Source organism: Stenotrophomonas pictorum JCM 9942 (assembly GCF_001431585.1).
Lineage (GTDB): Bacteria > Pseudomonadota > Gammaproteobacteria > Xanthomonadales > Xanthomonadaceae > Stenotrophomonas > Stenotrophomonas pictorum.
Genome location: NZ_LLXS01000017.1, coordinates 17,050 through 39,232, shown reverse-complemented (window position 1 = coordinate 39,232; position 22,183 = coordinate 17,050). Strand labels below are relative to the sequence as shown.

The following is a 22,183-nucleotide window of genomic DNA, read 5'->3' as shown; positions in this document are numbered from 1 at the left end:
GTTAAACGGCAAACGGCCGCCCGAGGGCAGCCGTTTGAACAGACACCGGCGAAGGCTTACTTGCTGCCGCCGGCCACGGTGCCGGCGGAGGCATCCATTTCCGCCTGGGCGCGGGCGGCGAACAGCGTACCCGGCGGCGGTTGGCGACTGAAGAAAGTGTGCACGCCATCGAGCACCGCGCTGGCGATACTGCGCTGGTAGGCCGGATCGATCAGCCGGCGCTCTTCATCCGGATTGGAGATGAAGGCCGTTTCCACCAGCATCGCCGGCATATCCGAGGTCCGCAGCACGGCGAAGTTGGCCCGCTCGATGTTCGGCTTGTGGTTTTTGCCGATGCGCTTGAGGCCACTGAGCACGTGATTGCCCGCGTCCTCGGAGGCCTTCATGTTGCCACTCTGGGCCAGATCCAGCAGCACGTTGGCCAGGGTGCCTTCGGTGCGGTTGAGGCTGACGCCGCCGATCAGGTCGGCCGCGTTTTCCTTGTCCGCCAGCCAGCGGGCGCGCTGCGAGGACGCGCCCTTGGTGGAGAGCACATACACCGAGGACCCGGTGGCCGAGCGGTTTTCAGCCGCATCGGCGTGGATCGAGATGAAGATGTCGGCCTTGGCCGCACGGGCCCGCTGGGCGCGGTGCGGCAACGGGATGAATACGTCGGTATCGCGGGTCAGGAACGCGCGCAGTCCGGGCGTGGCATTGACCTGCCGCGCCAGTTCACGCGCCACGGCCAAGGTCACGTCCTTCTCGCGCTTGCCGGTCGGGCCGATCGCACCGGGATCCTGGCCACCATGTCCGGGGTCGATCGCCACCACCAGGGCGCGCATACCCGGCTGCATGCGGATACGCGAGGCATCGCTGGGCATCACGGGGCGCGGCGCAGTTGCGGCAGCCACCTCCGGTGCGGCCGCAGCAGCGGCTTGCGCGGTCGGGACGGGGCCCGGCTTGCCAGTGGCAATGGTGGTGGGGACGGCTGCGCCCTGGCCATTGAGAATCGCCGCCGGCGATGAGGGTTGGCTCTGCGGCGCGCTGACGGCGACAGGTGCAGGGGTTGCATTGACAACCACGGCCGGCGCAGGCGAGGTGGCCTGCTGGCGCACCGCGGCGGTCAGTACGGCGGTAGCCCGGGCGGCCTCGGCACGGGGATCCACACTGTTTTGTACTGGCGTGCTGGCGGGTGCCGCGGGCGCAACTGGCGCAGAACTCGCGGCCACAGCGCGCGCCGGTGCTTCGCCCGGCCATTCGATCAGCAACGTGGACTCCGCGCCCTGCCCCTGCATCCGGGGCTTGAACGGCGCGACCGACTCGGCCAGATCGAACACCACACGGAACGTGCCCGGAGTCGGAGTGCCGGTACGCACTGCGGTGACCACGCCGGTCGCAGCGGGCAGCTTGAGGTCACGTACAGCGCTGGAATCCGGAAAATCGACGACCAGGCGGTTCGGTGCGGACAGGCTCAGGGTCTTGTAGCTGCCCCCCCCGGCCAGCTGGATTTCGGCCCGGGTACCGGTACTACCGCTGTGCAGCCCTACTCCACGGATCTCGCCCGCCCACGCAGGTACCGCAGCCGAGCAGAGCCCGGCGACAGCAAGCGACAGTGCGAACAGCGGGTTTCCCGTAGTCATGCCCGGATTCAATCACCGCATTCCGGCAATTGCAATACTTTTCCTTTAATAATCCGCCACCTGCCGCACCTTTCTGTTGTCAGAGGGCAGGAAGCGACTGCAAGTCGGCCATTTCACTCAACCGCTGCAGCCACGATTCACCGGCCGGGCTGTGTGCCCGCAACCGGGCGCGGCGACCGTGGCCGGCGATTTCCAGCCCGATCACCAGATCCACCGGCGGCAGGCCGCCGGCCCCGCGCTCGGGCCATTCGACCAGCCACAGATCGGCGCTGCCTTCGTCCAGCCCGAGGAAATCCAGCTCGCCCGCATTGCCGATCCGGTACAGGTCCAGATGCCACGCCTCGCCGGTTGCCAGCGGATAACGCTCGATCAGGGTGTAGGTCGGGCTGCGGATCGCGCCCTGCACCCCCAGGGCACGCAACAGCGCGCGCGCCAGGGTGGATTTGCCCGCGCCCAGGTCGCCTTGCAGATGGACCACCGCCTGTGCCGGCCGGGTCTGCGCCAACGCCTGCCCGAGCCGGTCGGTGCTTTCGCTGTCAGGAAGAATCAGTTCGATCATGGTCGCCATTATGGATTGGCCAGCGCCCGCAGGTGCGGCAACAGATCACGCGGCAGCAGCCCGCGCTCCCCGTCCAGTGCGGCCACATCCCCGGCCAGTGCATGCAGCAGGGCACCGGTGCTGGCGGCATCGAACAACGCCAGGCCCTGCGCGCACAACGCGGCAATGACGCCGGTCAAAAGATCCCCCATGCCCCCCACCGCCATGCCCGGGTTGCCGGCGGCGATCACTCGCGGCAATTGTCCGGGGCTGGCCACCACAGTACCGGCGCCCTTGAGTACCACGACCGCCGAGTAACGCCCGGCCAGCGCCTGCGCCGCGGCGAAGCGATCCTGCTGCACGCTGGCGGTATCGGTTCCCAGCAAGCGCGCGGCCTCGCCCGGATGCGGGGTCAGGACGGCCTGCGGCAGCGGACGTGGCTCGAGTGCGAGCAGATTCAAGGCATCGGCATCGACCACCAGCCGCTTGCCGCTGGCCAGCACCGCCGCGTACAGCGCCTGCGCCCACGCGTCCTGGCCCAGCCCGGGCCCCAATGCCACCACACTCGCACGCGCCAGCAGAGCATCCAGCCCGGCGATATTTTCGATGCCATGTGCCATCGCCTCCGGGCACCGTGCCAGCAGCGGCGCCACATGCACGCCACGGGTCGCCACGCTGGTCAGGCCCGCACCACTGCGCAAGGCCGCCTCGGCCGCCAGCATCACCGCGCCACCTGCACCGTGGTTGCCGCCCACGCACAGCACATGCCCGGACTCGCCCTTGTGGGTATTGAGCCGCCGCCGCGGCAGGTACTGCGACAGCGCCGGTTTCGACCAGCGCTGCACGCTGGCAGCGATACCGTCCAGCGCCGGCGGCGGCAAGTCCAGATCCGCCAGCAGCCGTTGGCCCGCAAACTCCAGGGCCGTTCCGGTGTACAAACCGCGGTGCGCGACGATGAACTGCAGCACCCGCCCGGCGCGGACCGCTTCACCCGGAACCTTGCCACTGTCGGCATCCACACCACTGGGCACATCCAGCGCCAGTACCGGCACGCCGGCGGCGTTGATCGCCGCGATCAGCGCCGCATCCGCCGCTTCCGGCGCACGGCTGAAGCCGATCCCGTACAGCGCATCGACAATCAACTCGGCCTGCCGCAGGCAATCGGGCGATACCTCGACGTGACCGCCGATAGCCAGATAATCGGTACAGGCACGCTGCGCCAGCGCGCTACGTGGAGCGGCACCGCGCGGATGCAACACGCTGACTTCGCGCCCGGACTGGCGCGCCAGACGCGCCAGCACGTATCCATCGCCACCGTTGTTGCCCGGGCCGCACACCACCACGAGCCGCCGCGCCTGCGGCCAATGCTGCAACACGCACTGCCAGGCCGCCTGTCCGGCACGCTGCATCAACACATAGCCATCGCCGCCCAGCAGCGCGGTGGCCTGGACATCAATGCGCCCGGCGGCGACGGTATCGAACAGTTCGACAGGCTCGTCCATGCCCCGGATTCTATACTTGCCACATGTCTGAAGCCGCTTTCACCGTCAATCCGGCGCAGCTGTCGCTGCGCATCCACCAGCTCGCCCGCGAGGCGGGCTTCCAGCGCTGTGGCATCAGTGGCATCGCGCTGGGCGAGGATGAGGCGCACCTGGCCGACTGGCTGGGCAAGGGGCTGTACGGAACGATGGAATGGATGGCCCGCCATGGCACGATGCGCGCCCGGCCACAGGAGCTGCTGCCCGGCACGGTGCGGGTGATCTCGGTGGGGCTGGATTACGGCCACAAGGACGATGCCGCAGCCTGGGCCACGCTCGATGATGCCGAGCGCGCCTATGTCGCCCGCTACGCGCTGGGCCGCGACTACCACAAGCTGATGCGCAACCGCCTGCAGAAGCTGGCCGAACGCATCGCCGGCGAGATCGGCCCGTTCGGCTACCGGGTGTTCGTCGATTCGGCGCCGGTGCTGGAACGCGCTCTGGCGCGCAATGCCGGGCTGGGCTGGATCGGCAAACACACCTGCCTGATCGACCGCAACGGCGGCTCGTGGTTCTTCCTCGGCGAGATCTACGTGGACCTGCCGTTGCCGGTGGATGCGCCGGCCAGCGCGCATTGCGGCACCTGCACGCGCTGCATCGACGTCTGCCCGACCGCCGCCATCATCGCCCCGCACCGGTTGGACGCGCGCCGCTGCATCTCCTACCTGACCATCGAACATGAAGGCGCGATTCCCCTGGAAATGCGTCCACTGATGGGCAACCGCATCTACGGCTGCGATGACTGCCAGCTGGTCTGCCCGTGGAACAAGTTCGCCCGTCGCACCGACGAGCCGGATTTCCGCGCCCGCAACAACCTCGACACCGCCACCTTGCCGGAGCTGTTTGCCTGGGAGGAAGACGAATTCCTGCGCCGCACCGAAGGCAGCCCGATCCGTCGCAGCGGCCATGAGCGCTGGCTGCGCAATATCGCCGTGGCGTTGGGCAATGCCACGCCCTCACCCGCCGCGAAACAGGCATTGGAGCAACGTCGCGAGCACGCCTCCGCCCTGGTCCGCGAGCACGTGCAGTGGGCACTGCAGCGTCACACCGAAAGCGCCGGCATGGGACCGCCGTGAGTCGCAAGCAGCTTCCATGCGACCATGACCGCCCGCTTCAACGCTCCAACGCCTGATCCATGGAACGCAGTGCCGACATCCTGACCCCCAACCAGCTCAACACGCTGGCGCGCGACCTGCTGGAAAGCGCGTTTCCGCTGGTATGGGTGGAAGGCGAGCTGGGCAATGTCAGCCGGCCAGCCTCCGGACACCTGTATTTCACCCTGAAGGACGCCCGCGCGCAGGTGCGTGCGGCGATGTTCAAGCCCAAAAGCCAGTGGCTGAAATTTGTGCCACGCGAAGGCCTGCGCGTGCTGGTGCGCGGCCGGCTCACTCTGTATGAAGCACGCGGCGACTACCAGCTGATCCTGGATCACATGGAAGAAGCCGGCGAAGGCGCGTTGCGGCGCGCCTATGACGAGCTGAAAGCGCGGCTGGAAGCCGAAGGCCTGTTTGATCCGGCACGCAAGCGCGCGCTGCCGGCCCATGTGCGACGCCTGGCGGTGATCACCTCGCCCAGTGGCGCGGCGGTGCGCGACGTGCTGAGCGTGCTGGCCCGACGCTTTCCGCTGCTGGAGGTGGAACTGCTGCCGTCGCTGGTGCAGGGCGACACCGCCGCCGCGCAGATCACCTCGCTGCTGCGCAAGGCCGATGCCAGCGGCCGCTACGACGTGATCCTGCTGACCCGCGGCGGCGGCTCACTGGAAGATCTGTGGGCATTCAACGACGAACAGCTGGCACGCGCCATTGCCGCCAGCAACACGCCGGTGGTCTCGGCGGTGGGCCATGAAACGGATTTCAGCCTGACGGATTTCGCCGCCGACCTGCGGGCCCCCACCCCTTCGGTGGCCGCCGAGCTGCTGGTGCCGGACCAGCGTGATCTCACCGTGCGCCTGCGCCGGCTGGCGCAGCGTCTGACCCAGCTGCAGACGCATGCGCTGGGCCAGGCGATGCAGCGCGCCGACCGTGCCGCGCTGCGGCTGCAGACGCACAGCCCGCAGGCCCGGCTGGACCTGCTGCGCCACCGGCAGGAGGCTGCGTTCGCCCGCCTGGATGCGGCCTGGCGACAGCAGCAGGAGCGCCGCCAGGCCCGCCTTGCCAACAGCGCCGCGATCCTGCGCGCCACCCAGCCGCAACGCCGGCTGGCCGCGCTCACGGAAAGACTGGCTGCACTGGCGCCACGCGTGCAGGCGGCAATGGCGCGCCAGCTGCAGCGTGATGCGCTGCGTCTGCGCGGCATCGCCCGCTCACTGGAGGCGGTCAGCCCACTGGCCACCGTGGCCCGGGGCTATTCGATCCTCACCCGCAGCGACGATGGCGCACTGGTGCGCAGTGTCGATCAGCTCCAGCCCGGGGACCGTGTGCAGGCCCGCCTGGCCGACGGCCACGTGCCTTTGCGCGTGGAATCCGGCAACAGCAACCACTGAGCCCGCCGCGCGGTGCCGAAACACGGAACGCCGGCATTGCAGCCCGGCGTTCTGCATTGCGCGGCGGCGAACCGGACTTACTGCCGCACCGCGCGCTCTTCGCTGCAGAACTGCTGGCGATAGGCCATCGCCTTGGGCATCAGCGCACCCAGGTTCTGGATACGGGTGCCGGGATTGGGGTGGGTGGAGGAGAATTCCGGCGGTGCCTGCCCGCCACTGGCCTGGCCCATGCGCTCCCACAACGGCACCGCCTCTTCGGGGTTGAAGCAGGCCGCCGCCGCCAGCATCAGCCCGACCTCATCGGCCTGGGTTTCATGCGAACGCGCGTACGGCAGCAGATAGCCGTAGCCCATCGCCGACATCATCATCTGCTGCTGTTGCGCGTCCATGCCGCTGGCCGCACCGGCCATCTGGCCGATCTGGGTCAGCTTCTGCTGGGCCATCCGCTGGGCACCGTGGCGCAGCAGCGCGTGGGCGATCTCGTGGCCCATCACCACCGCCAGCGCGTCGCTGTTCTGCGCCACCGGAATCAGCCCCGTATATACGGCCATCTTGCCACCCGGCAGGCAGAACGCATTGGCCTGGTCGGACTGCAGCACGTTCACTTCCCAGTCGAAATCGCGCGCGAAGTGCTGCGGCTGCAGGCCGTGCTCCTGCGCCAGCGCGGTTTCCACCACATCCACCTTGGCGATCAGGCGCCGGGCGATTTCCCGCACCTGCTGGGAGATCTGCGCGTTCGGATCGACCGGCCGCTCCTGCGACAGGATCTCCTGGTAGGCCTGCAGGCCCAGCGCCTTTTCCTGGCAGGCATCGAGCGTGCTGTCGATCAGTACCTTCTCGCCGGTGTACGGATCAACCGAGCGGTTGCCCAGGTAATAGCAGCCGCCATAGATGGCAAAACCCAGCAGCACCACCCAGCGGATATTGCCGAACAGCCCGCCACCGCGGCGCTGCCGGCGGTTGCCCTGACTGCCGAAAGGATCCTGTCGCATGTGGAAGTTCCCGTGAGGAGCGGTTGGTCGGGGCCGATGGTAACCCGCCCCACCGCACCGGCCACGTCAAATGCCGCGCACCAGCCGGAAGCCGATCCGGGCCGAGGTCACATCCGAATCCTGCGACTGCCGCCATGCCGCCCGCGTCTGTTCCGGCGCATTGGCCCAGTTGCCACCGCGGATCACCCTTTGCCGGCAGCCGGGGTTGTACCAGGCCGCACCGTCGGCTGGCGCACGGCGGTAGCTGGCGTGCCAGCAGTCGGCCACCCATTCACTGAGATTTCCGGCCATGTCGTGCAATCCCCAGCCATTGGGCTGGAAGCTGGCTGTCGGCGCCGCCCCCCAGAAACCGTCGCCATAGCCGACGAAGGCGTTGTTCCAGTGGCGTCCGCTGGGCGAAACATCCTCGCTGCCGGTGAAGTTGCCCGACAACGGCGGCGGCACCCCGGCATTACCCCACGGGTAACGGCCGCTGGTTCCGGCCCGCAGCGCATACTCGAATTCGGCCTCACTGGGCAAGCGGTAATAGCGCCCGGTCTGTTCGGACAGCCACGCGGCGTAAGCCTCGGCGTCGCGCACGCTGACATGCATCACCGGGTTGCCAGGCTTGGCCGGCGCACCGTTGTAGTCCGAACGCCAGTCCACGCCACTGCGTCGGACAAAATTGCCGCTGCGCTCGTCATAGACCACCGAATGGCCGCGCCGGGTGGCCCGCGGGCGCGCCTTGGCCGCCTCGACGAAGCGGCCGAATTCGGCCACGGTCACTTCGGTGATCGACAGGGCAAAGCCGCGATCAAAGCGCACGTAATGCTGCGGACGTTCGGCATCGCTGGCGCCCGGTTCGGCATCGCCCGCGCCCATCTGGAAGCCCCCATGCGGAACCACGATCATCTGCGGCCCGCGTCCGCCTCCCTGCAAGGCATCGGAAAACACCTGCCCGGGACGGAAACTGCCGTAGTGCGCGACCAGATCGATCCGCTGCCGCAATATCGCCACGGTCGGATCCCCCGGCGGCGCGATGCGCAGCGCCTGCTCGAGTTTTTCGCGCGCCGCCTTCAGCCCCTGCGGCGAGCTCAGATCCCGCAGACCGCCGTCGCGCAGGGCCGCCAGCTGCGCCGCCCGCATCGCCTCGATGCGCGCCTGCGCATCGACCAGCGTCGGCCCGCCGCGAACCTTGCCCGCCTTGTCCAACCAGGCCGCGGCGGCGTCGAAATCGGCGCGGGTGGCGGCCAGTTCCGCGCGCCGGATCAGCCCGCTCTGCACCGCGGCAATACCCTGCAAGGCCCGGCTGTCCTCCGGCGCCAGCGCCAGCGCCGCCCGGAAAGAGCCCAATGCACCGCCACCGGCCTCCCCCAGCTGGTCGCGCCGCAACGCCGCTTCGCCGGCGCGGTTGAGCGCCAGCACCCGCCGTGCCTGCTGGATCTGCGCTTGCAGCGCCTGCTCGGCCTTGCCTTCCGGCGCCAACGCGATCGCCACACTCACCCGCTCGGCCGCCTCGGCCAAGGCCTGCCGCTGGTCATCCGGACGCGCCATCAGCTCCATCGCCTGGGACCGCAGCAGCTGCCGCGCCTTGTCCAGTCCGCGCCTCGCCCTGGCATCCCTGGGCTTGACCGCCAGCACCGCCAGATACAACGGCACTGCCGCCTCGGCGCTGTCATACAGGTGCCCCTGGGCCAAGGCCGCATCGGCCTGGCGACGGGCCTTGTCCACCATTTCCGGCGTCAACTCCGGCACCGACGGCATCCACACCGGAAGCGGCGTTGCCTCCACCGTCGCGCGCTCGGGCTCGGCCTGCGTCGGCAAGGCAGGCCCTGCTTCGGCCGGTGGTGCGGGCGCTGATGTCACGCCGCGCTCCTGGTTCCGTGCCGCTGTGCCGGGCGCCTGAGGCGTACACGCGCCGCAGGTCACGGCTGCAAGCAGTGCCATGCAGATCAGCTGGCCGGTAGTACGCAAACTTCCTCCCATTCCTGTCCCGGATCACGGGACGAATCGACGTTAGGCTATTCTCGCCTGCCTGAGCAAACCCTGCAGTTGACGGACACCACGTGGCTTATTGGATCAAACACCCGGCGGAACTTGAAGAACGTTACCGCCAGCGACCCGGCCGGATCGGGCTGGATACCGAATTCATCCGCGAGCGCACCTACTGGCCGCAGCTGGCGCTGGTGCAGATGGCCGTGGGCGAGGAAATCCTGCTGATCGATCCGCTGATTCCCGGCATGACCGAGGCCCTGCGCCCTTGGCTGACCGATACCGGCATCCTCAAGATCATGCACAGCGCCAGCGAAGACCTGGTCGCCTTCAAGTGCGCCTGCGATGCGATGCCGCGACCGCTGTTCGACACCCAGCTCGGCGCGGCACTGGCCGGCATCGGCGGCGGCATGGGCTACCAGAAACTGGTGGCCGAGATCACCGGCGTCACCCTGCCCAAGGGCGAGACCCGCTCGGATTGGATGCGCCGCCCGCTCTCGCCCGCACAGCTGGAATATGCGGCCGACGACGTGGAATACCTGTTCGCACTGCACGATGCAATCGACACCAGGCTGCAGGCGCTGGATCGGCGCAGCTGGCTGGAGGAGGACGGCGAGCGGATGATCACCAATGTCGAGGCCGATGACAGCGAACAATGGCCGCACCTGTCGATGCGCGCGGCGCAGTTCCTCGAGCCCGAGGCCCAGCTGCGCCTGCTGCGTCTGCTGCGCTGGCGTGACCGCCAGGCCCGGCAGAGCGACAAGCCGCGCAGCTGGATTCTCGACAATGAAGTCGCCACCACGCTGGCGCGCACACCGCCGTCCGATTACGAGGCGATGCTGCGACTGTTCGACCGTTTTCCCAAAGCGCCGCGCAAACTGGCCCAGGCTGTCTGGCAGGCCCTGAACACGCCACTGGACGACGAGGCCCTGGCACCGCAGCCGCTGGCACCAAGCGACAGCAACAAGGCCGCACTGAAGCGGCTGCAGGAGGCCGTCGCCAGCCACGCGGCCGCACTGGGCCTGCCTGATGGCCTGCTGGCCTCCCGCAAGCACCTGGAGGCCCTGCTGGAAAGCGGCCAGTGGCCGGCGGCGCTCGATGGCTGGCGCAAGATACAGCTGGAGCCGGTCTTGCGCCCGCTGTTGCCGGCGCGTTGATCGCCTCTACCGGCGCGGGCTCTCGCGCAGCCCGCGTCATGCGCCACGATCGGACTGCGCCCACCTCTACGCAGTCCCCCAGGCTTCACCGGCTTCCTCGCAACAACTCCCATCGGAACCGGATGACTCACGGAGACCCGGCTGTATGACGTTCCAGATCCTGATGGTCATCGGCATCACGGTGGTTGCCGTCTATCTGTTCGCCACCGAAAAGCTGCGCATGGACATGGTGGCTGTCCTGGTGCTGGCCACACTGGCCCTGCTCGATCTGGTCAGCCCGCAGCAGGCGCTCAGTGGCTTCAGCAACCCGGCAACCATCACCGTCGCTGCCATGTTCGTCCTGGCCGCAGGCCTGCAAAACAGCGGCGCGCTCTCCGGCATCGGCTGGCTGTTCAGTCGGACCCGGTCTCCCTTTCTGTTCCTGCTGCTGTTGTTCGCGGTGCTGGCGCTGATCGCGCCGTTCGTGAACAACACCGCCGTCGTGGCGGTATTCATGCCGCTGGTGATCACCGCCACCGCCCGGATCGGCATGCCGGCTTCCAAAGCGCTGATTCCGCTGTCCTTTGTCTCGCAGATGGCCGGCGTGTGCACGCTGGTGGGCACCTCGACCAACCTGCTGGTCAACGGCATCGCCAAGGATCTGGGCCACCCCGGCTTCAGCATGTTCGAATTCACGCCGCTGGGCCTGATCTGCCTGGCCGCCGGCTGCACCTACCTGCTCATCTTCGGCCGCTGGCTGCTGCCCGACACCCGCACCTCCGAGTTCGTGGAGCACTACGAGCTGGGCAAGTTCCTCACCGAACTGCGGGTGATGCCCGGCTCGCGCCTGATCGGAAAATCCATCGAAGAGATGAAGCTGGGCGAAGCCAACGGCGTTTTCGTACTGGAACTGCTGCGCGGCAAGAACAAAGTGTGGTCACCGCGGACCCAGACGCTGCAGGAAGACGACATCCTGCTCGCCCGTGGCGACTGGCCCAGGCTGGTCGAATTCACCCGCAAAGCCGGGTTGGAGATCAACTCGCAATTCAAGTTCAAAGCCCGCCTGCTCGATGATGTGGAGCAGGTGGTTACCGAAGTGATGATCGCGCCCAACTCGCGCGCGGCTGGCCGCACCCTGGAAGCGCTGGACCGCAGCTGGAACCACAACGCGGTAGTGCTGGCCATCCAGCGTCGTGGCGGAGTGCTGCGCGAGAAACTCAAGGATGTGCGGCTGGATGTTGGCGACATCCTGCTGCTGATCACCGCCAGCGCGGAGGTCGGTGCGCTGCGCCGCGATCCGGACGTGGTGGTGCTGTCCGAACGTGAAGCGGTCAAGCCCAAAGGCTGGCGCGGCCCCTTCGCGCTGGTGACGATGGCGCTGGTGATCGGCATCTCGGCCATCGGCTGGATGCCGATCGCGATCACCTCGCTGGTCGGCGCGGTGGCGATGACCCTGGCAGGCTGCCTGCATGCCGATGAGGTCTACGAGGCTGTGGACTGGCGCATCGTGGTGCTGATGGCAGGCCTGCTGCCGCTGGGCGTGGCGATGAGCCAGAGCGGAGCGGCCGCTTTCATCGTCGAGCACACCATCGGACTGGTACGCGACCTCGGCCCGCATGTGGTGCTGGCGGTGATGTACCTGGTCGCCCTGCTGCTGGCCGAGCTGATGAGCAACTCCGCGGCGGCCGTGCTGCTGACCCCGATCGGCATCTCCACCGCGCAGATGCTGGGCGTGGATGCCACGCCCTTCCTGATCGCGGTGACCTTTTCGGCCTCGACCAGCTTCCTCACCCCGGTCGGCTACCAGACCAACACCATGGTCTACACCGCCGGCGGCTACCGCTTCACCGACTTCCTCAAAGTGGGCCTGCCGCTGAATCTGATCTTCTGGATTCTGGGCGTGATCTTCATCCCGCGCTTCTGGCCCTTCTGAGCCATCCGCGGTCGCCAGCTGCCCGCCGCTGGCGGCACTGTCCCGCTACGACACAAGCACCTGCGCGCATCCCCTGATTACGCAGGCGCAAGCGTGGGGCAGGTGTACCACGCCAGCGACATCATCAACATGGAAAAACAAAAAAGCCCGCATTTCTGCAGGCTTTAATGGAATGGTGGCCGAGGACGGAATCGAACCGCCGACACGGGGATTTTCAATCCCCTGCTCTACCAACTGAGCTACTCGGCCACTTTTTTCTCGTTGGCGTTGTCGCCGGCGAGGACGTGCATATTACGGATGCATTTCGATTTGGGCAAGCGAATTTCACAAAAATTTTCACATCCGCGCGAATCCATTCCAAACGACCGATTCGGCAAAGGCATCCACGCCATCCAGAGGCCCACACACCGCGTGCGCAGACACGCAAACGCAAAGCGCCGCATCTTCCGATGCGGCGCTTTGCGGGTGTTTGGTGGAGCGGAGGAGGATCGAACTCCCGACCTTCGCATTGCGAACGCGACGCTCTCCCAGCTGAGCTACCGCCCCAAACGGTGAGGGCGATTCTACGCCCGGTTTTTTTATTCGCCAAGAGGCACATCCCGCTGGGCGCACCGGCGTCCCCTCAACCACCGCGAGAAAGTGGCCACGCGCCCCCCCGGAGCAACCGGTATCCGCGGCCGCAGGGTGCTTCGCCATCGCGGCACGCGTTGCGGCGCTCCATTGCCTGTCCGACGATCACAATCCAATTCCGATTCCCTTCCAGATGCGCAGGGGTGGCAACAGGCCGGTCCGCGAAGGCCGCCCTGATGCAGCGTTTGCGCACCCGCCCAGCTGCCTCCGCCAATCGACAGGCATGGCCACGATCATCGCAGCCGGAGTCGCCACTCCTGTTATCCGGGAAAACGAAAGATTCACTCGAGCGGCGGCATGGTGACCGGGCTTTCCACCTCGCCACGGAGATCCACCCATGCCCCGCACCCGGTTTTCACTGCTGCTCGCCATCTCGCTGCCGTTCTCGGCGATTGCCTCCGAACCGGTGACCTCCGTGCCGCAGCTCAATCTGGACCGCTATATCGGGCAATGGCATGAAATTGCCCATCTGCCGGTGTCGTTCCAGAAAAAATGCGTGGCCGACATCACCGCAAGCTATCGGCGCCATGCCGACGGGCGCATCAGCGTGCTCAATCGCTGCCGCACGGCCGATGGGGACCTGATCCAGGCCGAGGGGACCGCACGCACCGTGGCCGGCCATCCCGGCCGCCTGCAGGTGCGCTTCGCGCCCGAATGGCTCGCATGGCTGCCCTGGGTATGGGCGGACTACTGGGTGATCGCCCTGGACCCGGACTACCAGTGGGCGATGATCGGTGAGCCGGACCGCAAATACCTGTGGATCCTCTCCCGCACACCCGGCATGGACGCTGACCGTTTTGAGGCGCTCAAGTCCCAGGCCGTCGCGATGGGCTACGAGCTTGCGCCCTTGAAGATCATGGCGCCCATCGACTAGAGCGCCCGCCCGTCGTCACTCAGTCGGCCGCTTTGCGCCGGTAGTCCAATGGCGGTGCGGTGCGCTGCAGCAGCGGCTGATAGGTGAAATCCGCACCCCGCCGTTGTGCGAACTCTGTCTTGGCGGCGGCGACGGTCTGCGGGGACTGGTAGAGCGCCACCGCGGCCAGCGCCAGGGTCTTCGCCGCATTCAGAGCCCCCTTGGCACCAATCGTCGAGCCCGAGGCGGCCACGGCCTGCCAGCTGTGCGCCGGCGTTCCCGGTACCCAGGTCGCCGTGCTCACCCCTGCCGTGGGAACAATCCAGCTGACATCGCCCACATCGGTGGACGCACTGCCGGCGTTGTCGGCACGGTAAGGCTGCAGCGCAGCAGCCTCATCCAGCGCCGGCCGCCGCTCCAGTGTTTGCTGCATGCGCTCGGCGAAGGCCCGCTCGGCCACGTCATAGCGCACACCGCCCACCCGCTGCAGTGCCGCCTGCATCACCTGCCCCAACGTGTCATTGGGCAGCAGCGAGAACACCCCGCCGGTCTGCTCGAACGCAACGGTGGTACCCGTCCCCATCGCAGCGCCCTGGGCGGCCTGGTGCAGGCGCTCGAACACCTCGCGGACCACCACCGGGTCGGTATGACGCACGTAGTAATACGCTTCAGCATCATCCGGCACCACGTTGGGCGCCGCCCCGCCGTTGCTGATGACGTAGTGGATTCGGGTGCCGTCGGGCACGTGCTCGCGCATCAGATTAGCCATGTGATTGAACGCCTCCACGCCATCCAGTGCCGATCGGCCACGCTCCGGCGCAATCGCCGCGTGCGCAGCACGCCCCTGGAAGCGGAACTTCCCGCTGATGTTTGCCAGCGTGGTGCCTTGCGCGGCCGAGTTGTCGGCTGCCGGATGCCAATGCAGCACCACATCCACTCCATCGAAGAGCCCGGCCTTGGTCATGTAGACCTTGCCCGAGCCTCCCTCCTCGGCCGGCGTGCCGTACAGCCGGACTTCGCCGTCGTTGCCGGTGTCTTTCAGCCATTGTGCGATGGCCCGCGCCGCGCCCACGGAGGCGGCACCGAACAGATTGTGACCGCAGGCGTGCCCGGCGAGCTGCCCGGGCAGGGGTACCCGCACCGGCTCGGCCGCATGCGCCATGGCCGGCAAGCCATCCATCTCCGCCAGCAGACCGATCACCGGCCCCTTGCCGCGTCGGCCATAGCTGGCGACGAACGCCGTCGGCATCCCGGCCACGCCCGCCTGGATACGGAATCCGGCCTCGCGCAGCTCCTGTTGCAGCAACGCCGAGGATTGCGTTTCCAGGTACCCCAGCTCTGGACGCTGCCACAGTGCCAGCCCGACCTCGGCCTGGCGCGCGGCATAGCGGTCCAGCGCGGCCACCACATCGGCATCCTGCGCGCCCACACTGGCAGGGATGGACAACAGGCAGCCCAGCAGGGCCGCACGCAGCCGGGTCGGCTTCATCGGCATATCCTCCGCAACTCAGTAGAAGGTGACGTTGTCGATTTCGAACCAGACCTTGCTGCCGGGTTCACCGCCGGCTGAGAACACCAGCTGCTGCAGGTCATCGCCCTTCCACTGGGCGATGGGTCCCTTGGCCCGGTATGGCGGCTGTCCCTGCAAGGTGACAAACGGCACCTCGACCGCGCGCCACTGCGGTTGGGCCTGCAGCGGGGCGACAAAGCGGCGACTGCCCAGCGCGCGTACTTCCAGGCGCAGCTCCGGCGCGCTGCCCCGCAGTTCGAAGCGGACACCGCGATAGCCCCGCGCATCCACCGGCGCCACCGAGCCACGGCTCAGCGGCAGGATCGTCGCGGCAAACGCCGTGTCCTTGTTTGACAGCTTGGCCTGTGTGGCCAGCGCGTGGCCACCGGTTTCGCGGGCGACCACTTCGGTCACCTGCACGGTGCGGTCGTTGCCGCCATCGGCCTCGTCGATACGCAGCGTATCCAGCGCGGTGCGACCGTCTTCGCGCTCGAAGTCATCCACCAGCGCGGCCACCGGCAGCGCCGGCAATGCCAACGCGTGGTTGCCGGCGGGCAGCGCCGCTCCCTTGCCATGGACCTGGCGACCGGCGACATACACCTGCTGCGTGTTGCGTATATCGGCGATACGCTGCCACGGCTGGCCGCGCACCAGCAGCAGATCGGCGCGCTTGCCGACTTCAATGGTGCCTCGATCCGTCACGCCCAACGCCTTGGCGCTGTGCGCGGTGCCGGCGACAAGCGCTTCGGCCGGGGTAAGCCCTGCCTCGACGAACAGCTCAAGCTCGCGCAGGGTGGAGCTGCCATGGGGCGTACCGGTCATACCGGCATCGGTACCGACGACCACCGGGATACCGGCGTCATGCAAGGCTTTGACATTGCCCAGGGCGTTGGTGAAATTGCGTTCGCGCTGGCGCAGCACTTCCGGCTTGCTGGCGGTACGGCCACTGCCGTCCACGCGCTCGGGCAGGTACACCGCCAGAGAGGGCGCATAGGCCGTGCCGTGGGTACGCATCAACCCGACCAGTTCCTGGTCCACCGGACCGTCCTGCAGGCTGTGCGCGATCACGTCCACGCCGGCACGCGCAGCGGCTTTGCCACGCTTGACCATCACCGTATGGGTGAACACCTTCAAGCCGTGCCTGTGCGCTTCCTCGACCAGCGCGCTGAGGGTCTCCTCATCCATGCTGCTGTTGTCGGCGGCATTGGAGTAACGCCAGCCGTCGGTGAAGGCCTTGATGAAATCCGGCTTGTAGGCCGCCACCGCCTGCACCCCCGCCCGCGCAGCGGCCGGTGAGTTGACCCAGCGGGTGGTGTTTTCATCGCCCCAGTCGGCGCCATGACCGAGCGGGGTGCTGATGCGCGCGGCGAACTTCACGTCCGGCGCGGCGATCGAGGCCAGCCATTGCCGGCGCGGCGCGTAGGCCTCCGGCGGCTCGTGGAAATCGCTGACCGTGGTGACACCCGCAGCCATGTACAGATTGGCCACCCGGGGCAGTTCCGACGGGGTCGCATTGGGCGTCCAGTGTGTGTGCAGATCCAGCAAGCCCGGCAGCAATGCCTGTCCGCGCGCGTTGACCACCCGCGCGCCCTTGGGCGCCTGCAGCTGCTGGCCGATGGCCGCGATCCTGCCCTCTTCCACCAGCACGCTGGCCGGATAGGCGGCGCGCCCGGTGCCATCGAACACCATCGCATCACGGATCAACAATGGCTGCGCGTCGCCGGCCCGGGCCACAGCAGTGGCCTGCCCGGCGCCCAACAGCACCAGCATCGCCAGCAGATGCGCCCATCGATTGCTCTTGTACATGCTCATTTCCACGTTCATTGCAGGGACCGCGCCGCAGCGGACGCGGGCTCGGGGGAACTCAGGCGGACATCGTTGCCGTGCTGTTCCACCACCAGGCCCAGACTCAGGGCGACGCTGTGCGCAAATCCGCGCGGATCGCTGGCCGAGTACAGGCCGACGATGCGGCGGCTGCCCACCAGCGGATCGTTGATGACGATACGGGTGTCGCTGTAGCGCAGGAACTGCGCCGCCGCCACCGACAACGTGTCGCCATTGAACGACAACATGCCCTCGCGCCACGCCAGTTGCTGCTGCAGATCATCACTGGGCACCGCCTCGATGCGGATGCCATGGCTGCGGTTGGCAAGGGCGCGGTAGTTGGCCAGCAGTCGCGCCGGCGCCACCGCGCCCTGTACGTCGGTCACATCCACCACGCCTTCGCGCACCAGCACTTCCACACCACCACTGCGACGTTCGGTGAGACTGACCGCGAAGCTGGTGCCGATCGCGGTCACATCGGTTTCCTCGGCACGCACCACGAACGGCCGATGCGGGTTCTTGGCCACATCGAACAACGCCTCGCCCTGCAGCAGACGGATGTCGCGACGGCTGTCGCTGTAGCTCACCCGCACCTGGGAGTCCGAGTCGAGCGTGATCGCCGAGCCGTCCTGCAATGGCACCCGCAGGATCTCGCCCTTGCGCGTGGCGTAGTACTCGGCGCCATCGTCCTGATGCCGCACGCCGATCGCCAGCAGACTGAACATCGCCGCCGCCCCCACCGCCCATCTGAACAGCCGCCGCGCCGGTCGCGCCGCCCAACGCGGAGCACTCGTCCGCTGCAAGCGGCCGGCCGACAGCGCGCGCGCCCGGTCGGTACGTGCCAACACGGCATGGGCACGCGCATAGGCACCGAAATGCCGGCTGTCGGCCTGCAGCCACACATCCCGCTCCGCCTCGGCCTCTGCGCTCAAGGGCGCACGGTCTTCGCGCGCCACCCACGCCGCGGCGATGTCATCAATGTGGTTGTCAACGCCTGCGCGCATGCCACATCTCTCCTGCATCGGGCTGCTCCTTGCCCTGCTCCGTTCCGTCGTCATGCCGCTTCATCGCTTCCATCAATACCCGGATGCCTTTGCAGATGTGCTTTTCAACGGTGTTCTCGCTGATCTGCATCCGCTCGGCGATCTCACGCTGCGAGTAGCCCTCCACGCGCCGCAGCACGAAGGCCTGCCGGCACTTGTCCGGCAAGCCGTCGATCAATGCGCCGATCCGCGCCAGCTGCTGCCGGGAGGAGGTCGTCCGCTCAGGGCAGACCTCTTCCCCGGCGATCGCAACCCGGTCGATCTCCGCGACCGCTTCGATCGACACCACCTGCGCGCGCCGCAACTGTTGCAGCACCACCGATTGCGCGACCGAGTAGACATAGGCCCGCGGCTGCCGGACGTGCGAAACGTCCGGCAGCGCCGCCAGGATCGCGTAGGTCTCCTGGATCACATCGTCGGCATCCTGGCGGACCGACAGCTTCCGCTTCAGCCACTCGCGCAGCGCCGGCTCACACGGCAACACGTGCTCGGCCAGCCACAGGCCGCGCTCTTTGGCCAGTGCCGGCTTCATCGCATCACCTGCCACCCGCCACCCGCCAACCGCCGGGCAGCGGCATCCACATCAACGAAGGTCATCAGAACGCCTTGCTCACATTCACGTACCAGTAGCGCGGATTGGCCTGATACACACCCGATGGATAGCCGAACACATCATCGGACACCGGCGGACGCTTGTTGGCCAGATTGTTGGCTCCAACCTTCAGCGCCACCCCGTTGAGCCAGCCTTCGCGCTGGAAGTCGTATTTGATGAAGGCATTGGCCAATGTCTGCGACTTCACCGTCCACGGCGTACCGTCGGCCAGGGTCAGGCCGTTCTCGACGTAGGAACTGGCGTAGCGCGCATTGGCGCCCACCGACAGCTGCTGGTAACGCCAGGTCAGGGTGCCGGACCACTTCCACTCCGGATTGCCGCCATTGCCGATCAGGTCACCGCCACCGGTGATACGGATCGACGGATCGACCAGTCCCTGCGCCTTGGCATCTTCCAGCGCCTGCAGCGCCGGCGAACGCTGGCGGTAGAACTCGATCAGATGGGTGCCGGTCACCGACACGTCGAAGCGGCCGATGGCGGTCTCCGGCGAATTCCAGCTGAAGTTGTAGTCCACGCCGCGCAGCGTCTGCGGCTGCAGATTGACGTACTGGTCGGTGACGTAGAGCACCTTGCCGGCCGGATCCAGCCCGGTGCCGGCAAACCGCGCGATCTCGTCGGCGGTCGGGTCGGCACGCACCACCGCGCTGTTGCTGCCGCCCTGCTGGCGCAGCAGGTAATCCAGGATCAACGCATTGCCTTCGCCGAACAGGCCGATGATGCCTTCCTGCTCGTACTTGTAGTAATCCACCGCGAAGCTGAAGCGGCCGAAATCCTCCGGAATGAAACGCGGCTGGAACACCAGCCCGGCGCTGGTATTGGTGGAGGTTTCCGGCTTCAGATCGGGGTTGCCCGAACGCCGCGCGGTGGTCGAATAGGTGTAACCGCCACAGCCGGCGATGGAGGCCTGCGCGCCCGTGCGCACGTCCGCTTCGCACTGGATGTAGTCGGTGCGGTTGTTGGAACGGCTGACCACCGTGGCGTTGACCTGTTCCAGGTTCGGTGCACGGAAGCCCTGGGCCCACGACGAGCGCAGGGTCAGGCCATCGAAAATCTGCCAGCCCAGCGCCAGCTTCGGCTTGGCGACATTGCCGAAATCGTTGTAGCGCTCGGCGCGCCCGGCCACCTGCAGGTCCAGCGACTTGACCAGCGGAATGCCCATTTCCGGCGAGACCAGCGGCACCGAGAGCTCGGCGAACAGTCCCATCACCGAACGCGAGCCGTAGGTGTCCGGGGTCGGGCTCACGCCGTACATGTCGCTCGGATAAGCGAGGCCGGTGATCGCATCGGTGAAGGTCACCGAGCCATCCACGCGCGCATCGCGGTCATCGCGCTGGGTTTCGTGCCGCGCTTCCACACCGGCCGCCATGCCCACCTTGCCGGCCCAGGTGGAGAACAGGTCCGCACGCGACACCTTGAAATCCCACAGGAACAGCTCGGTCTCGCTCTGCCGCTTGGCCTTGTAGAAGAACTGGTCCAGCGTGTCCCAGTCATTGCAGCCGCCACAGAACGGGTTGTAGGCCGACGCCGTGGGGTTGGCCAGCGCCTGCTGGAACAGCGACATGCTCACCGCATCCTGGGTGTCGACGACCTTGGCCGTGGAGTACAGCGCGGCGGTTTCCCAGTCAAAGCCGTAGTGATAGCCGCGCAACCCGGCCAGGGCGCGCACCTGGGTGTTGTTGACCTCGATGCGGGTCGGGCGCTCGAAGCGGTAGCTGGTGATCGTCACCGGCACGCCATTGGGGCCGATGTTCAGGCCCTGCAGGCGGTTCGGGTTGAGCGAACCGTCCGGCAGGTACATCGCGCCAAACGGGTTCCAGTAGTTGCTGGCGGCCACCGTCATCGGCAGTGCGGTGATGGTGTTGACACCGTTTTGCAGGCTGTAGGCGCGGGAGTCGTACAGGCCCGCCTCGCTGAAGAACGAAATGCCGTTGTCGAAGTCGTGCTTGCCAGTGACAAACAGGTTCAAGCGGCGCACGTCCGGGGTGATCGACAGCGGGTATTGACCCTGCTGGTTGTCGCGCAGGTTGGCATCGGCGCCGGAGGTCGCCTTGCTGCCGGACTGCACGCAGATGCCATCGGCAATGGTGGTCGCACAGCCACTGTTGCTGGTCGGCTGCACATGGAACGCCCCGGCCGCCGTGGTCAGCCAGGTGCCGTTGCGCGACACACGCGGCCCGTTGACGGTGAAATTGCCCCACGGGCTGTTGGTGTTGCGGTTGTCGGTGCCGGGCAGACCTTCAAACGGCGTGCCGAGGAAGTCCGTGGCGCGGTCGCCATTGCGGGTCCAGTCCTGGTCCAGCGAATTCAGGCCGGTGGTGTTGTAGTAATTGAAAGCGACGGTGATGTTGGAGCGCAGGTCTTCGGAGTTCTTGCCCCACATGCCGTTGATGCCGATATCGCGCAGGTCGGTACCTTCACCGAAGCCCTTCTGCACGCTGATCGTGCCGCCATCCATGTCATCGCGCAGCACGTTGTTGACCACGCCGGCCACCGCGTCGGTACCGTAGATGGCGGCTGCGCCATCGAGCAGCACCTCCACCCGGCGCAGGTTCGACACCGGCACCGCGTTGGCGTTGTAGGTCAGCACCGGCACCAGGTTGCCGTCGGCCTGGCTCATCGGGTGCACCACGCTGCGGCGGCCGTTGATCAGCAGCAGCGTATTGCCCACCCCGAGCCCGCGCAGATTGACCGAGGCGATATCGCCACGCGCGTAGTTGGAGCTGTTGCCACCATTGGTGCCGCTGAAAGATACATCGCCCATCTGCGGGATCGAGCGGTACAGATCATCCCCGGAGACCGCGCCGGTGGCTTCGATCTGCTCGGTCTGCAAGGTTGCTACCGGCAGAATCGCGGCCGACTTGCTGCCCTTGATCTGGCTGCCGACCACGGTGACCTGATCAAGCGTGCTCACCCCTGCAGCGGGCGCGACATCCACCTCCGCCGGGGCGACGGGCTGCGGCTGCGCCGCCGTTGCCACCGCCAAGCCCCCCAGACCGCCCAGCGAGGCCAGCAGCGGTCGCGCCGCACGCAGGGTGATGGTCCGCCCGTCATCGGAAGCAATGGTCAACCCGGTGCCATCGAGCAGCTGGTTCAACGCCTGCCGCGCATCCATCTGGCCCTTGACCTGGCCGACCTCGATACGCGATTCGCCAGCGGCATTGGCCGGGGCGATGATCTGGATCCCCGCCTGACGCGCGAATTCAGGTAACACATCTTCGATATGACCGCCTTCGACATCGAACTGCGGCGGCGCCGCGAATACCGGAACCGCCGTGCACAGGGCAGCAACAGCCAGACCGCCGCGGATAGCGCTTGCAAGCGGTAACAACTTGAATGAACGCATTGATGTATCCCCAGAATAAAACGCGGAAAGCGGCGACCTTTCTGTCCCCTCTACCTGTTCGATGCGCCAGCACGGGTCTTCCGCCATCCGCGGCCGCAATTGTTTCGCACTTGCCCGCCCCGCATCCGCACGCGCCCATACGCCGTAGTATCCTTCGA

At 67.2% G+C, this 22,183-nt stretch carries 15 protein-coding genes and 2 tRNA genes; 5 read left to right on the top strand and 12 right to left on the bottom strand.

Going from position 1 to position 22,183, the window contains the following annotated elements; genetic code table 11:
* Positions 1-56: 56 nt before the first annotated feature.
* The 3 genes from ARC78_RS06665 to ARC78_RS06655 all read right to left on the bottom strand — a co-directional run bounded on the left by ARC78_RS06665 (position 57) and on the right by ARC78_RS06655 (position 3,659).
* Positions 57-1,619, bottom strand: a complete 1,563-nt coding sequence (locus ARC78_RS06665) for an N-acetylmuramoyl-L-alanine amidase (RefSeq protein WP_057505968.1) — start codon at positions 1,617-1,619, stop codon at positions 57-59.
* A gap of 79 nt (positions 1,620-1,698) precedes the next feature.
* Positions 1,699-2,178, bottom strand: a complete 480-nt coding sequence (gene tsaE, locus ARC78_RS06660) for a tRNA (adenosine(37)-N6)-threonylcarbamoyltransferase complex ATPase subunit type 1 TsaE (RefSeq protein WP_054659692.1) — start codon at positions 2,176-2,178, stop codon at positions 1,699-1,701.
* A gap of 8 nt (positions 2,179-2,186) precedes the next feature.
* Positions 2,187-3,659 (bottom strand): NAD(P)H-hydrate dehydratase, encoded by a 1,473-nt coding sequence (locus ARC78_RS06655; protein WP_054659688.1) that lies wholly within the window; start codon positions 3,657-3,659, stop codon positions 2,187-2,189.
* A gap of 23 nt (positions 3,660-3,682) precedes the next feature.
* On the opposite strand from ARC78_RS06655, the gene queG reads away from it, so the two are divergent.
* Together queG and xseA are read left to right on the top strand one after the other, a co-directional pair.
* Complete coding sequence (gene queG / locus ARC78_RS06650; RefSeq protein ID WP_054659690.1) at positions 3,683-4,771, top strand: tRNA epoxyqueuosine(34) reductase QueG; 1,089 nt, start codon at positions 3,683-3,685, stop codon at positions 4,769-4,771.
* Between the two features lie 59 nt (positions 4,772-4,830).
* Complete coding sequence (gene xseA, locus ARC78_RS06645; RefSeq protein WP_057505967.1) at positions 4,831-6,177, top strand: exodeoxyribonuclease VII large subunit; 1,347 nt, start codon at positions 4,831-4,833, stop codon at positions 6,175-6,177.
* Positions 6,178-6,254: 77 nt separating this feature from the next.
* Here the strand turns inward: xseA and ARC78_RS06640 are convergent, their stop codons facing one another.
* Both ARC78_RS06640 and ARC78_RS06635 read right to left on the bottom strand, forming a co-directional pair.
* Positions 6,255-7,169: a M48 family metallopeptidase gene (locus ARC78_RS06640; RefSeq protein ID WP_054660505.1), complete on the bottom strand. Its 915-nt coding sequence runs from the start codon at positions 7,167-7,169 to the stop codon at positions 6,255-6,257.
* 66 nt (positions 7,170-7,235) lie between these two features.
* On the bottom strand, positions 7,236-9,095 hold the full coding sequence (locus tag ARC78_RS06635) for a formylglycine-generating enzyme family protein (protein WP_096144921.1): 1,860 nt from the start codon (positions 9,093-9,095) through the stop codon (positions 7,236-7,238).
* 119 nt (positions 9,096-9,214) lie between these two features.
* Here ARC78_RS06635 and rnd point away from each other — a divergent pair, with 119 nt between their 5' ends.
* Together rnd and ARC78_RS06625 are read left to right on the top strand one after the other, a co-directional pair.
* Positions 9,215-10,297, top strand: coding sequence for a ribonuclease D (gene rnd, locus ARC78_RS06630; RefSeq protein WP_054658520.1), 1,083 nt, complete (start codon positions 9,215-9,217; stop codon positions 10,295-10,297).
* A 145-nt stretch (positions 10,298-10,442) separates the two neighbouring features.
* Positions 10,443-12,209: an SLC13 family permease gene (locus ARC78_RS06625; protein ID WP_054658522.1), complete on the top strand. Its 1,767-nt coding sequence runs from the start codon at positions 10,443-10,445 to the stop codon at positions 12,207-12,209.
* A 173-nt stretch (positions 12,210-12,382) separates the two neighbouring features.
* On the opposite strand, the gene ARC78_RS06620 is transcribed toward ARC78_RS06625, so the two are convergent.
* Together ARC78_RS06620 and ARC78_RS06615 are read right to left on the bottom strand one after the other, a co-directional pair.
* A tRNA-Phe gene (locus ARC78_RS06620) sits at positions 12,383-12,458 on the bottom strand.
* 221 nt (positions 12,459-12,679) lie between these two features.
* Positions 12,680-12,755 (bottom strand) — tRNA-Ala (locus ARC78_RS06615).
* A gap of 421 nt (positions 12,756-13,176) precedes the next feature.
* On the opposite strand from ARC78_RS06615, the gene ARC78_RS06610 reads away from it, so the two are divergent.
* The gene (locus ARC78_RS06610; RefSeq protein WP_054658524.1) at positions 13,177-13,713 is read left to right on the top strand and encodes a lipocalin family protein; all 537 of its coding nucleotides are present in this window, start codon (positions 13,177-13,179) and stop codon (positions 13,711-13,713) included.
* A 19-nt stretch (positions 13,714-13,732) separates the two neighbouring features.
* Here ARC78_RS06610 and ARC78_RS06605 read toward each other — a convergent pair whose 3' ends face one another.
* From ARC78_RS06605 to ARC78_RS06585, 5 genes are all read right to left on the bottom strand, one after another.
* On the bottom strand, positions 13,733-15,181 hold the full coding sequence (locus tag ARC78_RS06605; protein ID WP_054658526.1) for an amidohydrolase: 1,449 nt from the start codon (positions 15,179-15,181) through the stop codon (positions 13,733-13,735).
* An 18-nt stretch (positions 15,182-15,199) separates the two neighbouring features.
* Positions 15,200-17,014 carry an amidohydrolase family protein gene (locus ARC78_RS06600; RefSeq protein ID WP_241772689.1) on the bottom strand — a complete coding sequence of 605 codons (1,815 nt, stop codon included), beginning with the start codon at positions 17,012-17,014 and terminating at the stop codon, positions 15,200-15,202.
* An 8-nt stretch (positions 17,015-17,022) separates the two neighbouring features.
* On the bottom strand, positions 17,023-18,030 hold the full coding sequence (locus ARC78_RS06595; RefSeq protein WP_057505965.1) for a FecR family protein: 1,008 nt from the start codon (positions 18,028-18,030) through the stop codon (positions 17,023-17,025).
* A complete protein-coding gene (locus ARC78_RS06590) occupies positions 18,014-18,601 on the bottom strand; it encodes an RNA polymerase sigma factor (RefSeq protein ID WP_054659943.1) in 588 nt (195 codons plus the stop codon). Before ARC78_RS06590 ends, ARC78_RS06595 begins: the two co-directional genes overlap by 17 nt.
* Before the next feature lie 64 nt (positions 18,602-18,665).
* Positions 18,666-22,025 (bottom strand): TonB-dependent receptor, encoded by a 3,360-nt coding sequence (locus tag ARC78_RS06585; RefSeq protein ID WP_145974289.1) that lies wholly within the window; start codon positions 22,023-22,025, stop codon positions 18,666-18,668.
* Between the last annotated feature and the right edge of the window lie 158 nt (positions 22,026-22,183).